At 70.8% G+C, this 19,325-nt stretch carries 18 protein-coding genes; 11 read left to right on the top strand and 7 right to left on the bottom strand.

Annotated elements, in window-relative coordinates:
* Positions 1-155: 155 nt before the first annotated feature.
* On the bottom strand, positions 156-866 hold the full coding sequence (locus tag ACGFNH_RS26225) for a DinB family protein (protein WP_393657701.1): 711 nt from the start codon (positions 864-866) through the stop codon (positions 156-158).
* A 1,126-nt stretch (positions 867-1,992) separates the two neighbouring features.
* Here ACGFNH_RS26225 and ACGFNH_RS26230 point away from each other — a divergent pair.
* Positions 1,993-2,838 (top strand): hypothetical protein, encoded by an 846-nt coding sequence (locus tag ACGFNH_RS26230; protein WP_393657703.1) that lies wholly within the window; start codon positions 1,993-1,995, stop codon positions 2,836-2,838.
* Between the two features lie 103 nt (positions 2,839-2,941).
* Here the strand turns inward: ACGFNH_RS26230 and ACGFNH_RS26235 are convergent, their stop codons facing one another.
* Positions 2,942-3,712 carry a VOC family protein gene (locus tag ACGFNH_RS26235; protein WP_393657705.1) on the bottom strand — a complete coding sequence of 257 codons (771 nt, stop codon included), beginning with the start codon at positions 3,710-3,712 and terminating at the stop codon, positions 2,942-2,944.
* A gap of 532 nt (positions 3,713-4,244) precedes the next feature.
* On the opposite strand from ACGFNH_RS26235, the gene ACGFNH_RS26240 reads away from it, so the two are divergent.
* Positions 4,245-4,634: a VOC family protein gene (locus ACGFNH_RS26240; protein ID WP_393657707.1), complete on the top strand. Its 390-nt coding sequence runs from the start codon at positions 4,245-4,247 to the stop codon at positions 4,632-4,634.
* Between the two features lie 160 nt (positions 4,635-4,794).
* The gene (locus tag ACGFNH_RS26245) at positions 4,795-4,965 is read left to right on the top strand and encodes a hypothetical protein (RefSeq protein WP_393657709.1); all 171 of its coding nucleotides are present in this window, start codon (positions 4,795-4,797) and stop codon (positions 4,963-4,965) included.
* Between the two features lie 462 nt (positions 4,966-5,427).
* Here the strand turns inward: ACGFNH_RS26245 and ACGFNH_RS26250 are convergent, their stop codons facing one another.
* The gene (locus tag ACGFNH_RS26250) at positions 5,428-6,024 is read right to left on the bottom strand and encodes a transglycosylase family protein (protein WP_393657711.1); all 597 of its coding nucleotides are present in this window, start codon (positions 6,022-6,024) and stop codon (positions 5,428-5,430) included.
* A 674-nt stretch (positions 6,025-6,698) separates the two neighbouring features.
* Here ACGFNH_RS26250 and ACGFNH_RS26255 point away from each other — a divergent pair.
* Positions 6,699-7,898 (top strand): AAA family ATPase, encoded by a 1,200-nt coding sequence (locus tag ACGFNH_RS26255; protein WP_393657713.1) that lies wholly within the window; start codon positions 6,699-6,701, stop codon positions 7,896-7,898.
* Positions 7,899-7,987: 89 nt separating this feature from the next.
* Positions 7,988-8,221 (top strand): hypothetical protein, encoded by a 234-nt coding sequence (locus tag ACGFNH_RS26260; RefSeq protein ID WP_393657715.1) that lies wholly within the window; start codon positions 7,988-7,990, stop codon positions 8,219-8,221.
* Positions 8,222-8,349: 128 nt separating this feature from the next.
* Here ACGFNH_RS26260 and ACGFNH_RS26265 read toward each other — a convergent pair whose 3' ends face one another.
* The gene (locus ACGFNH_RS26265; RefSeq protein WP_393657717.1) at positions 8,350-8,745 is read right to left on the bottom strand and encodes a VOC family protein; all 396 of its coding nucleotides are present in this window, start codon (positions 8,743-8,745) and stop codon (positions 8,350-8,352) included.
* A 217-nt stretch (positions 8,746-8,962) separates the two neighbouring features.
* On the opposite strand from ACGFNH_RS26265, the gene ACGFNH_RS26270 reads away from it, so the two are divergent.
* The 6 genes from ACGFNH_RS26270 (at position 8,963) to ACGFNH_RS26295 (ending at position 14,125) form a co-directional block, all read left to right on the top strand.
* Positions 8,963-9,373, top strand: a complete 411-nt coding sequence (locus tag ACGFNH_RS26270) for a hypothetical protein (protein WP_393657719.1) — start codon at positions 8,963-8,965, stop codon at positions 9,371-9,373.
* Between the two features lie 402 nt (positions 9,374-9,775).
* Positions 9,776-10,099, top strand: coding sequence for a DUF6191 domain-containing protein (locus ACGFNH_RS26275; protein WP_393658032.1), 324 nt, complete (start codon positions 9,776-9,778; stop codon positions 10,097-10,099).
* 205 nt (positions 10,100-10,304) lie between these two features.
* Positions 10,305-11,027, top strand: coding sequence for an alpha/beta fold hydrolase (locus ACGFNH_RS26280; RefSeq protein ID WP_393657720.1), 723 nt, complete (start codon positions 10,305-10,307; stop codon positions 11,025-11,027).
* Between the two features lie 275 nt (positions 11,028-11,302).
* Complete coding sequence (locus ACGFNH_RS26285; protein WP_393657722.1) at positions 11,303-11,608, top strand: hypothetical protein; 306 nt, start codon at positions 11,303-11,305, stop codon at positions 11,606-11,608.
* 48 nt (positions 11,609-11,656) lie between these two features.
* Positions 11,657-13,078 (top strand): HAD family acid phosphatase, encoded by a 1,422-nt coding sequence (locus tag ACGFNH_RS26290; RefSeq protein ID WP_393657724.1) that lies wholly within the window; start codon positions 11,657-11,659, stop codon positions 13,076-13,078.
* 438 nt (positions 13,079-13,516) lie between these two features.
* Positions 13,517-14,125: a carbonic anhydrase gene (locus ACGFNH_RS26295; RefSeq protein WP_393658034.1), complete on the top strand. Its 609-nt coding sequence runs from the start codon at positions 13,517-13,519 to the stop codon at positions 14,123-14,125.
* Positions 14,126-14,351: 226 nt separating this feature from the next.
* On the opposite strand, the gene ACGFNH_RS26300 is transcribed toward ACGFNH_RS26295, so the two are convergent.
* From ACGFNH_RS26300 to ACGFNH_RS26310, 3 genes are all read right to left on the bottom strand, one after another.
* The gene (locus ACGFNH_RS26300) at positions 14,352-17,084 is read right to left on the bottom strand and encodes an AAA family ATPase (RefSeq protein ID WP_393657726.1); all 2,733 of its coding nucleotides are present in this window, start codon (positions 17,082-17,084) and stop codon (positions 14,352-14,354) included.
* Between the two features lie 10 nt (positions 17,085-17,094).
* Positions 17,095-18,015, bottom strand: a complete 921-nt coding sequence (locus ACGFNH_RS26305) for a polysaccharide lyase (protein WP_393657728.1) — start codon at positions 18,013-18,015, stop codon at positions 17,095-17,097.
* Between the two features lie 326 nt (positions 18,016-18,341).
* Positions 18,342-19,274, bottom strand: coding sequence for a metallophosphoesterase family protein (locus ACGFNH_RS26310; RefSeq protein ID WP_393657729.1), 933 nt, complete (start codon positions 19,272-19,274; stop codon positions 18,342-18,344).
* Positions 19,275-19,325: the final 51 nt, after the last annotated feature.

The following is a 19,325-nucleotide window of genomic DNA, read 5'->3' on the forward strand; positions in this document are numbered from 1 at the left end:
TGGGAGGGGGCGCCGTAGGAGGCGCGAGGACCGGTGGAGGCCGGACGCAGCTCCGGCTGGGCGGGCTCTTGCGGCCGCCGCCTGCGCGCCCGCATCCGGGTCGTCCCGCAGCGCCGCCCCCAGCGACCATTCCGAGTCACTGAACCTTCTTCGACTCAGGTGGAGCGGGCCCGCCACAGGTCGCGGAGCAACGCGATCTCGGCCATGTGGTGGATGAATTCGAGGTTGGCCCCCGACAGCACGGTGATGAAGGGGTCGTCGGGGTCGGAGCCGTACGGGTACTGCGAGAAGCCGACCGTGTCGAGCTGCTCGTCGGTGGTCGCGGCGACACTGTCGCGCCAGCGGTCGATCAGCGCCCAGAACCGCTCGAGCGCCGAGGCGGCGGAGGGGGTGAAGTCGACCAGCAGCTTCGGCTCGTGCCGTCGTTCACCGAAGGTCCACTCCCATCCGCCGGCGAAGCAGAAGTGCAGATGCCCCAGTCGCCACGCGATGGTGGTGACCGGCGTTTCGTCGGGCTCCGGTGTACCGGTGTGGGTGAGGATCTGCTCGACCCGCTCGACACTCACGCTCCAGTCATCGGCGATCTTGGCGACGGTCATGCCGCCGGCGGCCTGCCGGGCAACCTCGGCGTACTCGTTCGCCGGAATGTCCGGGTCGCCCAGGTCGAGCACCCACTCGCCCGGGCCGAAGGCCCTGGGCGTCGCCGCCTCGCCCCGGCGCCGGATCGACCAGCAACCGGGCGCCGGCTCCCACAGGTACTCCTCGTCGCCGAGCCCCGCCAGCCGCACCTGTGCCATCTCCCTGGCCTGGTCGAACTGGTCGAGCAGCAAGCCCAAACGGTCGGTTCGCGCGCTCTCGATCTCCATGCCCGGCCCCTTCGCGGTGGCGTCTCGCGCCTCACTGCGCTCAGGCGGAAGCTAACGGCTCACTTCACGGGGCGCGACCGGTTTTCCTCGCCCAGGGAGCGGTGCGGCACCACCCGCATCACCGCACACGTTCAGGCCGTCCTCACCCTGCACGTGCCCTGCTCAGGCTGACGTCGGAAAAGGCTCAAGGATTCCCGGTCGCCGATTGCGCGCAGCCGTACGCTTCGGAGAACGCCCGTTCCTGCTTCTCCGCTCCGCGCCAATGCAATGGATGCGCACCGCGCGTTGTCCCGGCCGCTTGTCCCCATGACGGAAAGCCGTCGGGATGATTCTCCGCTCGTGCAGAGAAAAATCGCCGGAACGCAGGTACGGAGAACCGGTGACCGGCGAGATCCGGGACGCGACGTGATGGGCCATGGAACTGGAAGCGGCTCCTTTCCCGGACTGTAGAGCATGAGGCCGGGAGTTCAAGGAGTAATCGCTACTCACATTCACATCCGGGTAAGCGCCCGGAGGAGGGGAGCGTTGCCGGGCCGTACGCGGCGATACGGAGGCGGCGGCCGTTCTGCCGTGTGCCGTCCGGTCGCCGGCCCGGCGCATTCCCGCACCGGAACCCCGTATCACCTGCACTGATGAGCCAGAAGCCGTCTGTCGCGGCAGGCGCAGGGCGCACGCCGGGCGTGGGTCCTGCCCACCGCGCGTGGCCGGGAATGGCGTCGCATGGGCGAATTGATCGCTCTATGGAGTCCGTCGTTCATGGTGCGGTTTCGGTGGGGAGGTGACATGTGGTGCGAACTCCCCGAACACGTCTCGGCGAATCCGGTCCAACCCGTCACGGATACCGTGGTGTTGGGCCGAGAATCCGCTTCCGCGAGGGCTTTCCGAGAATCCTCGTTGTGCGTCATACGGAGGCTGGGGGAGAGATTCCGTGCGCTACTCTTCCGGCGGATCGATCGCAGCTCTACCTTTACCCGGCGGTCACCTCTAGTGTCGCTGCGAACCAGCGGTCAGGGTGAGTTCGAGTGCTCGTGGCGTATCAGGGGAATATTCGATGTCATGTCAACGATGCGGCGACCGCGGAATAACCCTCTCGGGAAAGCCGTGTTCGTGCTGGGCCGGGCAGAAGATGTGGGAGGGCGGAGGCCGGAAGGCGTTCCATGACGCCCAGTACCGGTGGTGGATCGCTCTGGGCGCCGTGCTCATCCTCGCCGGGCTGGGTCTGCTGGTGAGTTCTCCGTGGGTGTCCGGGCCGGTGGGGCGTACGGACGAGGTGGCGGACACCGGGCTGCGTGCCGGCCCCAAGCCGACGCTCGTCCTGCCGACGGGCAGGGCCCCCGAGAAGAAGTCCCCCTCCAAGTCCCCGTCGGCGTCCCCGAGTGCGTCCAAGTCCCCCCGTCGCTCGCCGTCGCCCAGGCCGCCCAAGCCTCCGGAGCCCTCGGAGAAGCCGGCCACGTACACAGCGTGGGCGGGGCCCGGCTGCCCGACGCCCGCCGGGGGCGGTTACCGGGAACTGAACCGCTCCTCCAACGGCATCGAGGGCTGGTACACCCTCAGTTCGGGCGGCTACACCGGCAGCGGCTGCAACGGTTCGTTCACCGCGATGCCCATGTCGGGCAACAACGACGACGGGCACAACCGCGCGGTGTGGTGGTGGTCGCCCGGCGAGGACTCCGATGTCTGCACCATCTCCGTCTACGTACCGGAGGGCTCCAACCCCCGCGACGTGGCCGGCAGTCCCTCCTACTACGAGGTCTTCCACGACCCGGACGAGCTGTACGACTCCGACTACACGTTCTCGGTCGACCAGATCTCCAACCGCGGACGGCTCGTCGAGGGAGGCACCTTCCCCGTACGGGACGGCAGCATCGCGGTGCGGCTGGTCGGCACCGGCTACAACTGGGACGAGAACGGCAACAACTACCACCACCACGGGGCGGCTCAGGTCCAACTCACCTGCCACGCGTCCGCTTGACGGGCGTCGGTGGCACACGGCGGTGCGCCTTCCCCGGCAGCGCATCGCCGGCAGGCGGGGCCGGTCGGCTGACCTCCGGCCGGCCCCGCGCTCGTACGTCCGCTCAGTGGCCCTCGCTCAGTGCGATGAGGGAGATCGTGCCGCCCTGCGGGTCGTTGATGATGCAGAACCGGCCAGGCGGAACGTCGGTCGGCGGCACGCCGACCTTGCCGCCGAGCTCGGTGGCCCTGGCCGCCGCGGCGTCGCAGTCCTCCACGGCGACATAGACCATCCAGTGAGCCGGCAGCTCGGGCGGGAAGTCCTCGTTCATGCGCATCATGCCGCTGAACGACGTCCCGTCGAGCTGCCATTCTGTGTACTCGCTGGGGCCCGCGGGGTTGGTCTGCCCTTCCCAGCCGAAGACCGCGGCATAGAAGGACTTGGCCTTGTCGCTGTCCCGGGCCATCAGCTCGAACCAGCACACGCTGCCCGGCTCGTCGATGACTCCGAAGCCCGTGTGCTCGCGCGGCTGCCAGACCCCGAAGACGGCGCCCTCGGGGTCGGTGAAGACGGCCATCCGGCCCGCGTCCAGGACGTCCATGGGGGCGGCGACGACCGTTCCGCCGTTCTGGGTCACCTTGGTCGCCACGGCGTCGGCGTCGTCGACCTGGAAGTACACCAGCCAGGCGGTCGGGGCTTCCGGGGACATGCAGGGGCCGAATCCGCCGACCTGCTTCCCGGCCAGGACGAACATTCCGTAGCCACCGGCCTCCTCGGACGGCGCTTCATCAGCGGACCAGCCGAACAGCCCCTCGTAGAAGGCCTTCGCGGCGGGTACGTCGGTGGCGGACAGGTCGGCCCAGACAGGCGCTGACGCCCGGTTGGAAATCTTCATGCTCTGCTCCCGTGTCGGGGTTGGTGTCGTCGGTAAGCGAATCAAACATACGTTCCCATGCGAGGGCTGCCCTGCCGTGGCGCGAAATTGAGTAGTGGCTGCTCGGCGTCTGTGGTGACCGTCCAACTGCCCTGATGCGATGGGGAGTTCGGGCTCGCGAAGTCGGAGGTGTGCCTACCGGTGGGTCGTGTTCGCCGTCCTCCACGATGCACGGTGGAGTGAGTCAAATGTTCCGGCATGAGGCTGAGTTGAGGGCGGCTGCGCCATGCGTACGAGCAGTTGAAGTTCGCTCTCGCGGAGGCGACGGGGGATTCGCTGACGCCTTCGCCCGCCGACGACCCGCTGTTCCGTCACATCCGCACCCGGGTGAAGAGCCGACAGGCCGACGGCGTGGTCGAGCGGCTCTTCGGCATGCTGAAGGACGAACATCTCTACCGTGCCACCGGCGGCGATGCCAACGCCCCTCGCTGTCGAACACTGCGGTTAGCGTGTGGCCCATGGCGGACCCGCTACCTGACTGGAAGGTCCTGACATGGCCAGTAAGTTCACCGAGCTCGCGATCGACTGTGCCGATCCCAGCGGTCTCGCCCGGTTCTGGTGCTCGGTCCTCGACTACGAGGTGCAGGACGAAGACGACGGAGTTGTCACCATTGGCTCCCCTGTGGTGCCTGCAGGCAGGAACCACCTGGGCCCAGTGCCACCGACGTTGACATTCGCGCACGTGCCCGAGGGCAAGACCGTCAAGAACAGGCTTCACATCGACGTCAACCCGAGCGACAGGGAACAGGACGAAGAGGTCCGTCGCCTGCTCGACCTAGGGGCTCGACACGCCGACGTCGGCCAAACCGGCGATGAGAGCTGGGTCACCCTTGCCGACCCGGAGGGGAACGAGTTCTGCGTCCTTGCGGGCCGCCGCCCCTGAACGGAGGCCGTACGCAGCTCCGGACCTGCTCCCGATTGCCTGCCCACGCTCAGACGCGAACCCGTTGAGCAGCCCCTCCAGCAGTGGAGAACCCCGACCGAGCAAGATCGAACTCTGCCGGCTTCTCGACTCATGACACCGGCAGGCGGACGTCGGCCACTTGAGGAAGCTGCTCAAGTTCACCGACGGCAGTCTCGTTCGCCCTCCGGCGGTGCCGGCCCAGCAGGACCTGGTGCGTGTCACCAAGGGGTACCAGGGCCAGCGCCCCCGTACATGGGTGGAGATCCACGACCGCGATCGCGCGGCTCTGCCCGCCGGATGTCCGCGCTGAAGGAACTGCTGCGGCGCTTTGAGAACTCCGGCGGCTCGAAGGCCCCTCGTGCGGGGTGCGGCACGGCCGGAGGGTGGTGCGGACGATGGTGCGACACGAGGAAGGGGCTGCCCGTACCGGAAGTCCGACTCCGGTACGGGCAGCCCCTTTCCGTGTGCCGGGCGGGGGCGGCCGCCGGTGCCGTCCTTGGCCCTGTGCGTCGGATGCGAATCGTATGGGCCAATAGATGACTCCATCGTTCTGCATAGCGAATTGGCATGTGCGCAACTCCGCGATGCGGGGCAGTGAATACCGAACTGCCCTCCCCGAGTGTGCAGTTGACGGGGTCGTCCCTGCCGCAAGGGCGGGGACGACCCGGTTCAGAGTCGAATACGGTCCGGCTCGGCGGCGTATCCGACCGTACGGTCAGGGCCATTCCACGGGGGTCGCCGGACGTCCGCCGTGAACGGACGCCGCCGCCGCTCAACGCATGGCGAGACGCACCCCCGGAAGAATGAGATCCGGGTCGCCGCCGATGACCCCGCGATTCAGCCGGTAGACGTGCATCCATCCGACGCCGTGCTCGAACGCGATGCCGCTGAGGGTTTCACCCGGCTTCACCACATGGCCCCTTCCCAGATTTCGCCGGGTGCCGTCCCGGCCGCCGTGTTCCTCACCGGATTCCGCCCGCTGCGGCTGCACTCCGGAGGGCCGCCGAGAGGTGGAGCCCGCCCCTTCCGGCGCCGGCGCGGCATCACCCGGAGCCGTCGACCGCAGCCCCAGGGATGCCGAACACGCAGGCCAGGCGCCCCATCCCTGCGCGGTGAGGGTGCGCTGGGCCACGCTGATCTGCTGCGCCCTGCTCGCCTGCGCAGCCCGTGACGCGAACGATCCGCCGCCGTACGCGCGCCAGGTGGTGTCGGAGAACTGCAACCCGCCCGAGTAGCCGTTGCCGGTGTCGGTCCGCCAGTTCCCGCCGCTTTCGCAAACGGCCAACCGGTCCCAGACGGTGCCGTCCTCGGCCTGGGCGGGCCATTGGGCCCCGGCGCTCAGCGCGCCGACCGCAGCCAGTACGGTCACTGCCGTCCGACGGCGAATCCCGCTGCTCCGGAATTCGCCGCGGGCCTTCGGTCCCTTTGACGCTCGGGGTAATTCCATCTCGACTCGCTCCTCCTGGTCGCTGTGCAGATGGCCGGCGCCCGCCCGGGCAATCGGGGCCGTGTTGCGTGTTCCTGCACGGGATTCCGGAAGAGGGTCCGCGATTTCCCGCGGTTAGAGACAAGCACGGTCACGGCCCGCATCCACAGAGCGCGCAGGAGCGACCTTCGCCTCGCCGACTGCTTCATTGCCGCTGGGCCGTTCCTCGTTCCGTCAGCATGGGATCCGGCTGATACGGGTACGGGGCGCACCGGTCCGGGCACGGGCGCCGTCCAGGCCCCGGCGTGTCGGTCGTATGGTCCGAAGGGCCTACCCTGCGCCCCCGTCCGCGGGACCCGCCGGGCGTATGCAGAGGGTTCGCATGCGCCGCGCACGATCCCTTCGCTCCGGCGCACCGGCCGGCGCCCTCACGGCCCGTCGTCCGGTGCGCGTGCGGATGAACCTGCCCTGCGACCCCTGCGTCTGCCTCCGTGACCCTGCTCCGGCGTGGCCGGAGCACCGAACGCGACGACGCGGAGAGGATGCAGGCGAGCGCCGCACGGGCCCCTCCCGGGTGCGACGGCCTCCGTCCCGCCCCCGGAGGAAGAACCCGAGCTGTGATCACCACCCTGGCGGTCGAGAACTACCGCTCCCTGCGCAAACTGATCGTCCCCCTCGGCCGGCTCACCGTGGTGACCGGCGCGAACGGCACCGGCAAGTCCAGTCTCTACCGCGCCCTGCGGCTCCTCGCCGACTCCGCGCGCGGAGGAGCGGTCGCCGCCCTGGCCCGCGAGGGCGGCCTGCCCTCGACGCTGTGGGCGGGTCCCGAGGGCACCGGTCGCGCGGTACGCGAGGGCAGCCACCCGGTGCAGGGAACCGTACGGTCCGGGCCCGTGAGTCTGCGCCTCGGCTTCTCGGGCGACGAGTTCGGCTACGCCGTCGACTTCGGCCACCCCACACCCGTCGCGAAGGACGACGGCGCCCCGTCGCTCTTCAACCTCGACCCGGAGATCAAGCGGGAAGCCACCTGGGCCGGCCCCGTCCTGCGCCCGGCCGCCCTCCTCTCCGACCGGTCGGGGCCGGCCGTGCGGACTCGCACGGCCGAGGGCGGATGGCACCGCAGTACGGGCGAACTGCGGCCGTACGACTCGATGCTCAGCGAGCTTGCCGATCCGCAACTCGCGCCCGATCTGCTCACCATGCGTGAGCGCATTCGCTCCTGGCGCTTCTACGACCATGTGCGCACCGACGCCGAGGCCCCGGCCCGGCTCCCGCGCATCGGCACCCGCACCCCCGTCCTGTCGGCCGACGGCTCGGACCTGCCGGCGGCGCTGCAGACGATCCGGGAGACGGGTGACGTCGCGGCACTGGACGCGGCCGTCGAGGCAGCCTTCCCCGGCAGCCGGATCGAGATCGCTCCCCGCGACGGCCGTTTCGAGCTGGAGCTGCACCAGCACGGGCTGCTGCGGCCGCTCGGTGCCGCCGAACTCTCCGACGGCACCCTGCGCTATCTGCTGTGGGTGGCCGCGCTGCTCACGCCCCGCCCGCCCGCGCTGATGGTGCTCAACGAGCCGGAGACAAGCCTGCATCCCGACCTTCTCGACCCCTTGGCCGACCTGATCCTCACCGCGAGCCGGGACACCCAGACGGTCGTGGTCACTCACGCCCGGCCGCTGGCCGACGCACTGGCGGCGGGCACCCGCCGCCATCGGGCCGACCTGCGGAGTATCGAACTGATCAAGGAGTTCGGCCGGACGGAGGTCGCGGGACGCGAGAGCGCGCTGGACGAACCGCTCTGGTACTGGCCGAAGCGGTAGGCGCCTGGCGGGAGTCGAGCGGGGCGCCGCTCGAAGCACCCACGCCGACCGTTCCCAAGGGGTGCGCGAGCAGGGACCTGTGGGGGACGATGGCTGACGAGGCGGGGGGTCGCCGACGCCGACTGCTGTTCCTGGGGGTTGTGTTGCTGTTTCTGCTGATCGGCTTGGCCGTTGGGGCCGCGCTGTTCGCCCTGCTGCTCGTACGACGCCGTCGCCGGCCGACGGAGAACATGGACGGCCTCCTCGCCGAGCGCGCCGCGGCCGAACGGGCCCGCCTTCTCCGCGAGACCTGCGGCACCGGCGCGCCGGAACCCCTCGGCTGATATCAGGGGCTCATCGGGCTCGGCTCGGCCGTGCCGTCCACACGCGTGGAGGGCACGGCCGAGCCGGCTCCGTTCCTGTCGCGTGCCGCCCGGCGGGGCGTCGCGTGCTGATGGGTGACGCGTGACGCTCAGGCGTCCTTCCGGGGCTGGATCAGGTCCCAGAGATTCCCGTAAGGATCCTGGAACACGGCCACCGTGCCGTACGGCTCGTATCGCGGCTCCTCCTTGAAGACGACCCCGGCCCTGCGCATGCGCTCAGCGTCGCGCTCGAAGTCGTCGGTGTGCAGGAACCATCCGACGCGACCGCCGGTCTGGTCGCCGATACGGGCCCGCTCCTCGCCGTTCGTGGCCTCCGCCAGCAGGAGGCCCGTCTCCCGTGCCCCCGGCGGGGCGACGGCGACCCACCGCTTCCCGTCGCCGAGAGGCGTGTCCTCCAGGAGCCGGAAGCCGACCGCGTCCACGTAGAACGCGATGGCTTCGTCGTAGTCCGGCACGACCAGGGTGACCAATCCGAGATGCGGCATCCGGTGAGCCTGCCACATGCGCGGGGCGGGTGGACGCGGGCGGTGAGCAGTTGGCCGTGATGGTGCGTATCAGTGGCAAGGAGTGATCGCCCGGTTCGGCGGGCGGCGCAGCCAGAGCAGAGGGAGGCGTGAGGTGGCCGGGCAGCGTGGGGGAGGACGGGGCAGCAGCGGGATACGGAGGGCCCGCGGTGCTCTACGGAGTGCCGCGGTCGCCGGGGTGTTGACAGCCCTGCCGCTCACCGCGGGCTGCGGCGACGGCGGCGGAACCGCGTCGGCGGACCGGCCCGAACACAAGCCGAGCCCCGTGGCTCCCGCGCCACCGGACGTCGAGAAGATCGCGGATAGGACCGGCTGCACGGCTGAGATCCGGACCGAGGCCGACGAACTGCGGGAAGGGGTCTGCCGGACCGCCCAGGGCGAGTATCTGGTCACGACCTTCCCCAAGGAGAAGTTCAAGCTGGTCTGGCTGGACTCGGCGAGCATGTACGGCGGGACGTACCTGGTGGGCCCGCGCTGGGCCATCAGCGGCAAACCCGCGCTTGTGGAGAAGCTGCGGACGAAGGTGGGCGGCAAGCTGAAGGAGCTGAGGGACATGAACGGCTCGCCACGGACGCCGGGCTCACAGTAGCCGGGTGCGGGTGCGGGTGCGGGTGCGGGTGCGGGTGCGGGTGCCGGTGCCGGTGCCGGGGCTGGCGCTTGTGCGGCCCAACTGCCATGGCCGGTGAGCCCGGTGACGATGCCCCACCAGAACCGCTCCGTCGCGCGGCCTGCTGCGCGGGGGTCCGGTCCACCGATATCCGGAACGGATGCCTCCTCAGGCGAAGCCGGCGACGTCACTGCCCGAGGACCTGGCGCTGCTCCGCGCGCGACCCGCACAGCGGACCCGCACACCGGCGTCGTACGACGGCCGGGGCACCTCAATCCTCCCCACCCTGGCGCCGCAGGGCTGTTGTGGCCGGAGGGCACCCGCGAGAATGGGTCGTTGAGCCGCGACACGGTGGCACGACCGGACACGGGCAGAGGAGCGGATGTGCAGGTCGTCTTCTTCATGACCCTGCCGGGGCTCGTCGTCCTTCTGACCGTGGTGGCCTTTCTCGATCAGCTGCTGCTGAGGGCCGGGCGGTCCGGGATCCTGCCGTGGCGCAACTCGGCACGGCAGGGCCAGGTGTCGGCGACCGGGTTCGAGCAGCTCCATGCGAGTTTCTCGCCGGGCAAGCAGAGCGAGTTGAAGGAACGACAGAGTGCCTTGCTCATGAGGGACGACACGGAGGACGGAGCGCCGCCCCGCTCCGAGGTGGACCTGACCCGGGGCAAGGCGGTCATCCGGCTCCGCGCGCCCGGGGGCGCCCGCTGACCGGACGGCGGCGTCCACGGCGTGGGCTACCGGTCACCGGCGCTTCCGCCGCCTACGCTGCCGCCGCGGGCACGGCGCCGGGCGCGTACGGCAAGGGGCGTGACGGGCGCGGGGCGAGAGGCGCGCGGCACGGTGCGTGCGGCCCGCAGCATGCGACCGGACGTGGGGCGCGGTGCCAGGGGTATGAGGCGAATGGAGCGGTGTGATGGCGACGTTCGTGCTGGTGCACGGGGCGATGCACGGAGGCTGGTGCTGGCGTCGCGTCCGGCTTCTGCTCACCGCCCGGGGCCACGACGTCCTCGCGCCCAGCCTCTGCGGCCAGGGTGAGCGCCGAGGCGAACTGACCCCGGAGGTCGGCCTGTCCACGCACGTCGACGATGTGACGAGCCTGCTGTGGTACGAGGACCTCCGCGACGTTCACCTGGTGCTCCACAGCTACGCGGGCGTGCTGGCCGGGCCTGTGGCCGAACGGGCCCGAGGCCGCATCGCCTCGATCACCTTTCTCGGTGCCTTCGTCACCGAGCCGGGGGAGTGCCTGCTCGACGTGGAACCGCCCGAGGTCGCCCGGCGCTACCGGCAGCAGGTGCAGGACGCGGGAGAGGGCTGGTACCTCCCGGCCGACTCCGGCTTCATGGAGCAGTGGGGCATCACCCCCGATCTACGGCACTGGGTCGGCGAGCGCCTGGCCCCGTTCCCGTTCCGCTGCCAGACCGAACCCGCGGCGTACGACCCGGCCCCGCTGGAGGCCCTGCCCAAGACGTACGTACGGCACACGCGGCCTCCGCTGGCGAGCCTCGACCGGTCGCTCGGGCGGGCGGAGGCGGGCGGGTGGACGCTGCGCGAGATCCCCTGCGGGCACGACATGATGCTCGCCGCGCCCGAGGCCACCGCGCGGGTGGTCGAGGAGACGGCGGCCGTGCGGGAGTGAGCGGGCACGCGCAGGCGTAGGAGCACCGCATGCCGTTGCCGAGGACCGTTCTCCACGTGGTGCTCGCCGTCGACCACGGCACATGAGTGCGACGCGCTCGTGCCTCCGGTGGCGGGCGGCACGTTCGTACACCGCACCGCACCGCACCGCACCGCACCGCACCGCACCGCACCGCACCGCATGTATCGGCCAGGTGGCGGATGTTACCCGCGAGTTAGCTCTCGACCATAGGTGCCCGCGGAGGCTCATCGGTGAGTGTCCGCAGGGAGGTCTCTATGAGTACGTATTGGGTGGACTCGAACGGGCTGGATGACGTGGCGCTCGGCAGCGGGGCCCACGCACGGGACCACAGCGCCGTCGCCGACGCTTGGCAGGCACGTGCGTCGGCGGCGATGGGGGCTTTCGCCAACGACGAGGACAACCGGAAGTTCGAGAAGACCTTCGGTGAGGTCCGGGCCACGGAGCTCCAGATCTCCAGCCTCTTCGCGAATGTGGTCGATCGCATCGGTGGCGTCTCGGCCAACTATCAGGCCGCGGACGCGTCGGCGAGGGAAACGTCGGACCGGTTTCAGCAGTCGTGAGCGCATCGGCTGCCGATCGCGTCGTCGACATGGGATGAGAGGACACCAGTGGCCTGCGGGAAACCCCCCGGCAATCCGGCGGCGATACGCGATGCCGCCCTGGCGTACGAGATGTACGCCGATTCCATCGACCGCTTCTGGGCCACGGCCGACGCCAAGGCCGGACAGGCGTTGACCCCCGTACAGCAGCGGATCGACGGTTCGCCCGTCCATCAGGCGAACACGGTCTCGCTCGCGCAGAGTTGGACCGGGACCGCGGCCGACCGGGCCACCGGGAATCTGAGCGAGACCCGGGTCCAGCTCAATGACTACACGCGCCAGTTGCGCGAGTACGCCAAACAACTGGCCCAATACGCCGACGAGCTGGCGAAAGCTCAGCAGTGTTCCATCTGGGACGCCTTGTCATGGGTCCTTTTGATCATCTTCACGGTGGTCGAGATCATCGTCGGGTTCTTCATCAGCGCGGTGATCTCGAAGCTGCTCGAAATGGTGGTCCTGGGCGTCTCCCGGATTCTCTTCACGGCGACCTTCCGGGCAGGAAGCCGCTTCGCCCTCAGCACCGCGGCCCGTGCGGGATTCGGTGCCGGGACGCGTCTGCCGACCAGCATCGCGAGCACGGGTGGGCGGGCGGCCCTCCGCGGCCCCCAGAGCCTGCGGGGCGTCATGAGCGGCGCAAGGCACCTCGATCCGGGCGGCTTCGTACGGGGCCGGAACTGGAGTCCGCTGAGGAACCTGCTCCACCAGGGGCCGGACGCGCCGGGTGCCGGACAGAGGGGCCTCGGCTCCGTGTGGGACATCACGGAGGCGGAGGCGAAGCAGGTGGAGAAGCAGGCGCTGCGCGGATGGCAGAAGGGGACGGAAATCGGTATCAACGTCCTGAGCAAGGGCGGCAGTTACCTCATCAAGGACGCGCTCGGGGTTCCCGGCTTCGGGGATCTCGCCCGTCTGATCCGCGAGGGGCCTGCCGGTGGTGCGGACGCCCCGAGTTACGACACCTGGCGGCGCGATCTCCTCCCCGTCGTCGGGGAGGCGCGCTCCTACATCGAACAACGCACCAGCGTCCCCTCGCAGCAGAAGCTCGCGATCGTGCTCGACATCGACAACACGTCGCTGGAAACGCACTACAACCCGTCGCATCCCGTGCCGGCCGTCCCCGAGATGCGTGAGCTGACCGCATTCGCGAAGTCCAGGGGTGTGGACGTCATGTTCGTGACGCACCGGCCCGCCGAGGCGGATGCCCTGACCCTGCAGAACCTGCGGCACGAGGGCTTTCCGGTGGACGGGCTGTACAGCCCGCACGTCTGGGAACTGGGCATCCCCAAGGGCGAATTGAAGGCGGGCAAACGCGAGGAGATCGAGAACCTCGGCTACACGATCATCGCCAACATCGGTAACACCCCCACCGATTTCCAGGGCGGCCACGCCGAGCGGCAGTTCAAACTCCCCGACTACGAGGGGCGGTTGTCCTAGCTCGTGTCCTGGCCCGCCGATCTGGTCCGGGGCGCGCGGTACTCACGGGGGCCGGGGTGGCCCGCGGCCTCCCGGTCGGTCGTGCTTCGGCTCGATGTACGGAGCGGCGGTCCCGCTGTCCGTCGAGCAGCCGGGGCCATGACCGGACGACGTCGTGCGTCGTCGCTCGTGGCGTTCGTCGCCGCCGAGTTGAGCCGACAGGGGGGCGTCCCTGCTGCCGATCGCGGTTCGGGTTCGGTCGTGGCCGCGGGGACATGGTGCGACAGCATGCACCGCCTCCGCCTCCGCCTCCGGAATGCATCGGTCGGTGGGCGGTCCCTTAGGCGGTCGGGCTTCAGGTGGGCTTCAGGTGCGGTTGGGCACGGTGTTTGCGCTGGTCGAACGGATGGTGTTCGTCGGCCGCCGGAGTATGTGGAGTCGATAGGGATGGGGACGGATGTGCAAGCGCTGATCGAGCACGCCAGGAGTTTCAGCGACCGCGGCGGGGATCTCAGTCATCTGAAGGGCGGCCAGTCGCCGGAGGTGTTGTTCGTCTGCTGCTCGGACTCGCGTGTCGTCCCGGCTCTCATGACCGGCGCCCAGCCGGGCGAGTTGTTCGAGCTGCGGACGGCAGGTGGCATGGTGCCCGCCTACCGCCCCGACTGGCTGACGGGGGAGGCGGCCCTCACCATCGAGTACGCGGTCGAGGTGCTCGGCGTCTCCGACGTCGTCGTCTGCGTGCACTCCGGGTGCGGCGCCGTGACCGTCCCGTCGGCCCATGGCGAAACGGATTCTCCGCCGAGGGCCGGGGGCGGGCCGGTCGGGGAGCCGGGAGCCCCCGTGGCGCCGGGTGGCCCGGGGGAGCCGGAACCGCGGATGTCGCTCGCCGAGCGTGAGCACATGCTGATCCAGCTCGAGAGCCTGCGGTCCTATCCGTGCGTCCAGACCCGGCTGGACGACGGCCGCTTGCGGGTGCACGGCTGGTTCTACGAAGTGCACACGGGCCGTGTCAGCACCCGCCGCTGCGGCGAGGGCGCCGCGGGAGGCGGGGAGTTCGTACGGTGGTGAGCCGTCGCCTTCCCGTACGGAGCGGCACGTGCCGCAGCCGGGGGCGGCCTCGCCCTCATGTCCCCGCTTCGCCCCCGTGGCTCGACGGCCGGCAGGGTCTCAGACGGGGCGGCGCGCTGATGGACGGGAACTGCGGCCGGACCGGAGTTCGGAAGCCGGTGCCTGCCCAAATGCCCGAGTCGGTGCCGGAATCGGTAGGCCGGCGTCGGAACACCGGCGGCCGGAGTCAGAGCCCCAGCGCGGACGCCAGATCCGAGCGGGAGCGGACGCCGAGTTTGGTGTAGGCGGCCTGGAGATGGTTGGCGACGGTGCGGACCGACAGCGCGAGCCGGGTGGCGATCGTGGGGTTGTCCAGCCCGCGCGCGGCCAGTTCGCACACCTCCCGTTGCCGTGGGGTGAGCGGGAGCGCGAGCGCCGTACGGGGCGACCACGGTGCGCGGAACCCCTGGCACAACTCCCGTTGCCGGGCCTCGCGATAGGCGTGGTGGGCCGCCTCGCGTCCCCCGGAGTACGCGGCCGCCCGGGCCGAGGCCTCGGCCGCCATGCCGTGGTAGCCCAGGCCGGAGAGGGCGGCGGAGACCTCGCCGAGGGCGGCGTGATCGTGGTCGGCCGAGGCGCGTGCGTGCCGGGCCAGCAGCGGGAAGAGCGGACTGTCGCACAGGGCGGCCAACTCCTCGAGGAGCGCAGCGGTGCGTACGGACGGCCGGATCCGGCTCGCGTAGTACAGGGCCTCGACCGCATTCGTCAGGCGGCCCCGTGCCAGATAGCGCCGGCCCAGCTCCTCCGCCTCGGGCGCGGCCAGCTCGGGGCGGCCGGAACAGGCGAGGAGGCGGATACGGCCCAGGGCGAGGTGCTCGCGCATCGCCGATCCGGTGGGGAGCCGGTTCTCGCCCTCGGACAGGACGCGTTGGCCGGAGGCGGCGTCTCCGGCGGCGCCGAGACCGGCGGCGTACTCGCTGAACACGAACGCCTGGACGGGGAACGGGGTGTGCTCGTCGATGAGGGCGCGCGCTTCGCGGTAGTGGGGCAGGGCGGCGGTGTGGTTGCCGGCCCATGTGTGGCACACGCCCCATTCGAGGGTGAGGAGGGCGGCGACATCGCCCACGCCTTGCTCGACGGCGGCCTGGTAGTACTCCTGCGCTGTCGCCAGGGCGGTGTTGATCCGGCCCGCCAGGACGAGCGCGTGCAGATGGCTGGCCTGGACCGCACCGCCCATCGTCGGCCACAGGGAGGTGAGCGGCAGTTCGCCGGAGTCGGCCTGCGCGACGACCGCGCCCGGGCGGCCGCCGAAGGTGAGGAGATAGGCGCGCAGCGGTGCCGCCGCACCGGCGACTGCTGTCCCGGGCGGCAGGTCCGGCAGGTCCGGGAGGTTGTCGGTGTTGGTGTGGCCGTGTCCGAAGGTGGCCAACGCCAGTTCGGCGACGGCGAGTTCGGCCCGGGCGAGCGCGGACCGGTCGCCGTCCTGGCCCGCGGACTCCGTACCGTCCCGGCCGTTGGGCTCCGTACGGTCTCGGCCCGCGTCTTCCGTCCCGTCGAAGCCCTGCGGCTCCGTCCCGTCCCCGGCCGGTCGAGCCCTCCCGTCCCGGGTCGGCCGCTCCGTGCGCGATGCCTTCGCCTGCTGCAGGACCTCGGTCGCTTCGGTGATGCGACGCAGCCCCCAGAAGAGGTTCAGGGCGCGGAGAGCGGGCCGGTCGACCTGGGCGAGGAGCTGTTCGGCCTCCTCGGCCCGGGCCTGGACGACCAGTGCCTCGGCGAGCAGGCCGCGTCCGGCCGGCACCGTACGGGCGAGGCGTTCTGCCAGACACGGGTCGCGGCGGGCGAGCGCGTCGGAGGCCGCCGCCAGGATGTCCTGGTCGGCCACCGGATCGCCCGCCAGGAGGCGCCAGTTGACCAGGGCGAGGCGCTGCTCCTGGGCGAGGCTGCTGCCGGCGAGCGCGTCGGCGAACTCGCGGTAGACGATGCGGCGCCGGGCGTCGGGCGTACGGGAGCGGGTGATCTCGCCGTACAGGGGATGGCTGGTGCGGACCCGCAGACGGTCGCCGTCGCCTTCGAGGGTGATCAGCAACCGGCGTTCGAGTTCCTCCAGGGAGTCGGGAACGGCGAGACGCTCCAGCACCGTCAGCGGTACGGGCTCCGTGTGGGCGATCCACTCCAGGGCGCGGGCCTCCTCGGGCCCGAGGGAGCGGACGGCGCCGGCGACGAGGTCGGTGAGCCGTTCGTAGCCGCGGAGCGGGCCGTACCAGCGCCACACCCCGGCACTCGCGCGCAGCGCGCCGGAGCTGCGTCCGGTGGCGACCAGGTGCTGCAGGAAGAGGGGGTTGCCGCCGGTCAGCCGGTGCAGACGGTCGGTGGTCAGACCGTCGACCGGGCCGCCGAGCGCGCCGTGCAGCAGCTCACCGACCTGTTCGCGGTCCAGCCCGCCGACCACGAACTCGCGGACGAGGGACCGGCCGCGCAGGGCTCGTACGGTGGGTGTGTCCAGCGCGTCGGTGCGGGCGGCGAGCAGCGGCGTGGCCCGCGCGGTGGCGGCGAGGTGCTGGACGAGGGCGCCGGAGACCGCGTCGAGATGGTCGGCCTCGTCGACGCCAAGCACCACCGGCCTGCCGCCGGCGCGCTGCTGGAGCTCGCGCGCCACGCAGGCGAAGAGGTCCGCGGTGGGTTCGCCCCCCGGTCGGGGCCCGCTGTCCGGGAGGGCGGTGGTGTTCGTGTGCGCGTGCGGTGGGGCGAGCAGGCCGGTCATGGCGTGGAACGGCATACGGCTGCTGGCCTGGGCACCGGAGGTGCGCACGACGTAGGCGCCGTCGTGCGCACACCGGTCCAGGACCTCCGCGGCGAGCCGGGACTTGCCGATGCCCGGCTCCCCGGTGAGCAGCACCCCCCGAGCCTCCTCCCCGAGCAGGGCCGATACTTCGGCGATCTGTCCGGCTCGTCCCACCAGGGGCCAGGGGGTGCTGTTCATGACGGTCCTGTCAGCGCCCGGCCGCCGTGGCGCCGGACGCGGTCTTGTCCGCGGATGCCTTGTCGGCCGAGGACGGCTTGCCCGAGGACGGCTTGTCCGCCGCGGGCGGCGGGGTGCCGCCTGCCGGGGCGACGGCCTCGTAGCTGCCGTCCTCACCCATCACGCGCACCTCGTCGTGGAAGAGCACCCGGCGGTCGGTGTCGGACGGCTTGCCCTGGGACCACGGCCACTTGTAGATGCCGATCTTCATGTAGTTGCCGCGGTCGTCGTTGTACGTGTTGGGCCCCTTGCGGTCCTCGAAGCCCTCGACCGGCTTGCCGTCCTTCCAGATCTGCAGCACGCCGTCGTCGCCCGAGGACCACTTCACATGGATGACCCAGTCGGTCCACTTGTTGGTCTCGTAGGCGCCCAGGTCGGTCTGCTCCTGGTGGTCCTCCCGGTTCTGGCTGATCTCCCAGTGCCCCTTGCGGGTGTTGATCGACAGGGGCGGGGAGCTGCCGACGTCCCAGTGCTGGTGCCACTGGGTGACGATGTCGGACGCCTGGTCGGGATCCCAGTCCTTGAGGTACGTGCTGAAGCCGTACCACTGCTCTCCGTCGAGGAAGTCGCCGGAGAGCTCCGAGCGCGTGCCGCCGTTGATGGCCGGGTCGTCCTTGCGGAGCTCGAACCGGGAGGAGTACTCGCCCGCGCGTACCGGATCCGGGGCCTTGGCGACCCGCGCCTGCGGCTCGCCGTTGTCGTGCCGGATCGACGGGTCGTACTCCTTGGCCCAGTCCGGCGGCGCCGCGTCGGGCAGGGTGCGCTGACCCTCGCTCTCCCAGTCCAGGATCAGCGACGGCTCCGCGGCTCCCGCGGTCGCGACGACGCCGGCGGCCAGGGTGGCGGCGGCGCCCAGGGTCAGCAGCTTCTTCATGTGGCGTCTCAGTGTCATCCCTACTCTCCTGTGGGGGGAATGTGTCCGGGAGGGTCTTTCGGCCCTTGTCGGACACGGGTGTGCGCGGGTGATGGGCCCGTCGCCGTCCGTGAGGCGAACGGGTCGCAGGGTGTTGCGGACGTGCGGACGTACGGACGTACGGACGTACGGACGTACGGGCTCGGGCGGGCCTGGTCACCCGCGTGTGCGGGCGTACGTACCGTGCGCCCGGCTCGCAGTCGTCTGTGCGGAGCTCAGGGCGGGCGGTGCGCGCCCCCGTTCACCGCCCGCCCCCGTTCACCGCCCGTCGCCGGGCCCCGGGTCTGCATTGCCGGGGTCAGTGGTCAGTGGCAGGCCGTGGGCCCGCCCTCGTCGTGGACCGTGCCGCCGACGTCGACGAACTGCCAGGCGTAGCTGCCGGGCTCGAGCGTGAGCTTCAGGGCACCGAAGGTGTCGGCGAGCCGGAACTCGCTGTTCGGCCGGGTCTCGCCGAACGGACGCTGCCAGGCGCCTCCCGTGCCGACCACGAACTGCCGGATCCCGCTCTCGGTGGCATTGCCGTCCGCGTCCTGCGGCGCGAAGCGCTCGTAGTCGTGGTCGTGGCCGTTGAGCACGACGTCGGCACCGTGCTCCTGCAGTACGTCCCAGAACGGCTTCATGTTCGGGAAGTCGCCGTGGCCGCTGCCCGAGCTGTACTTGGGCCGGTGCCAGTACGCCATCACGCACTGCTTGTCGGTGGCCGCCAGGTCCTCGGCCAGCCAGCGGACCTGCTCGCCGTCGGCCTTGCGGTCCTCCTCGGAGTTGAGGGAGACCACGTGCCAGCCGCCGACGTCGAAGCTGTACCAGGACGTGCCCTGGGGCCGGGCGGCTTCGCCGAAGTAGTCGAAGTACCCACTGGCCTCCGGGTCGCCGTCGTACTCGTGGTTGCCCGGGCTCGGCTTGATCAGCTCCTTGAAGCGCCCCCAGTTCGGGTGGAAGTACTTCTGGAAGTCCTCCGGGCTCGCGCTGTCGTTGCGCTGGTCGCCCATCGTCACCACGGCGTCCGGGGACATCCCCTCGACGAGGTCGGCGGTGTCGGCGTCCGGACAGCGCGGCTCCCCGCAGTTGACCGAGATGTCCCCGGCCGCGGCGACCACCGCCGACTCCTGCGCACGGGCCTTCCCGTCGCCCTGCCCCTGTGCCTGATGCTCCCGCTGTCCAGGCCCGGCTGCGGCGGGCACGGTGAGCAGCGCGGCCAGCGCGCTCGCCGCCACGAAGGCGAGGACTGTTCTTCGCATGGTGCCTCCTTGTCTCTTGGGCACCCTCACCCTTGTGGTGACGGCCCGCCG

It is taken from the genome of Streptomyces sp. NPDC048639 (assembly GCF_043199075.1).
In the GTDB taxonomy this organism is placed as follows: Bacteria; Actinomycetota; Actinomycetes; order Streptomycetales; family Streptomycetaceae; genus Streptomyces.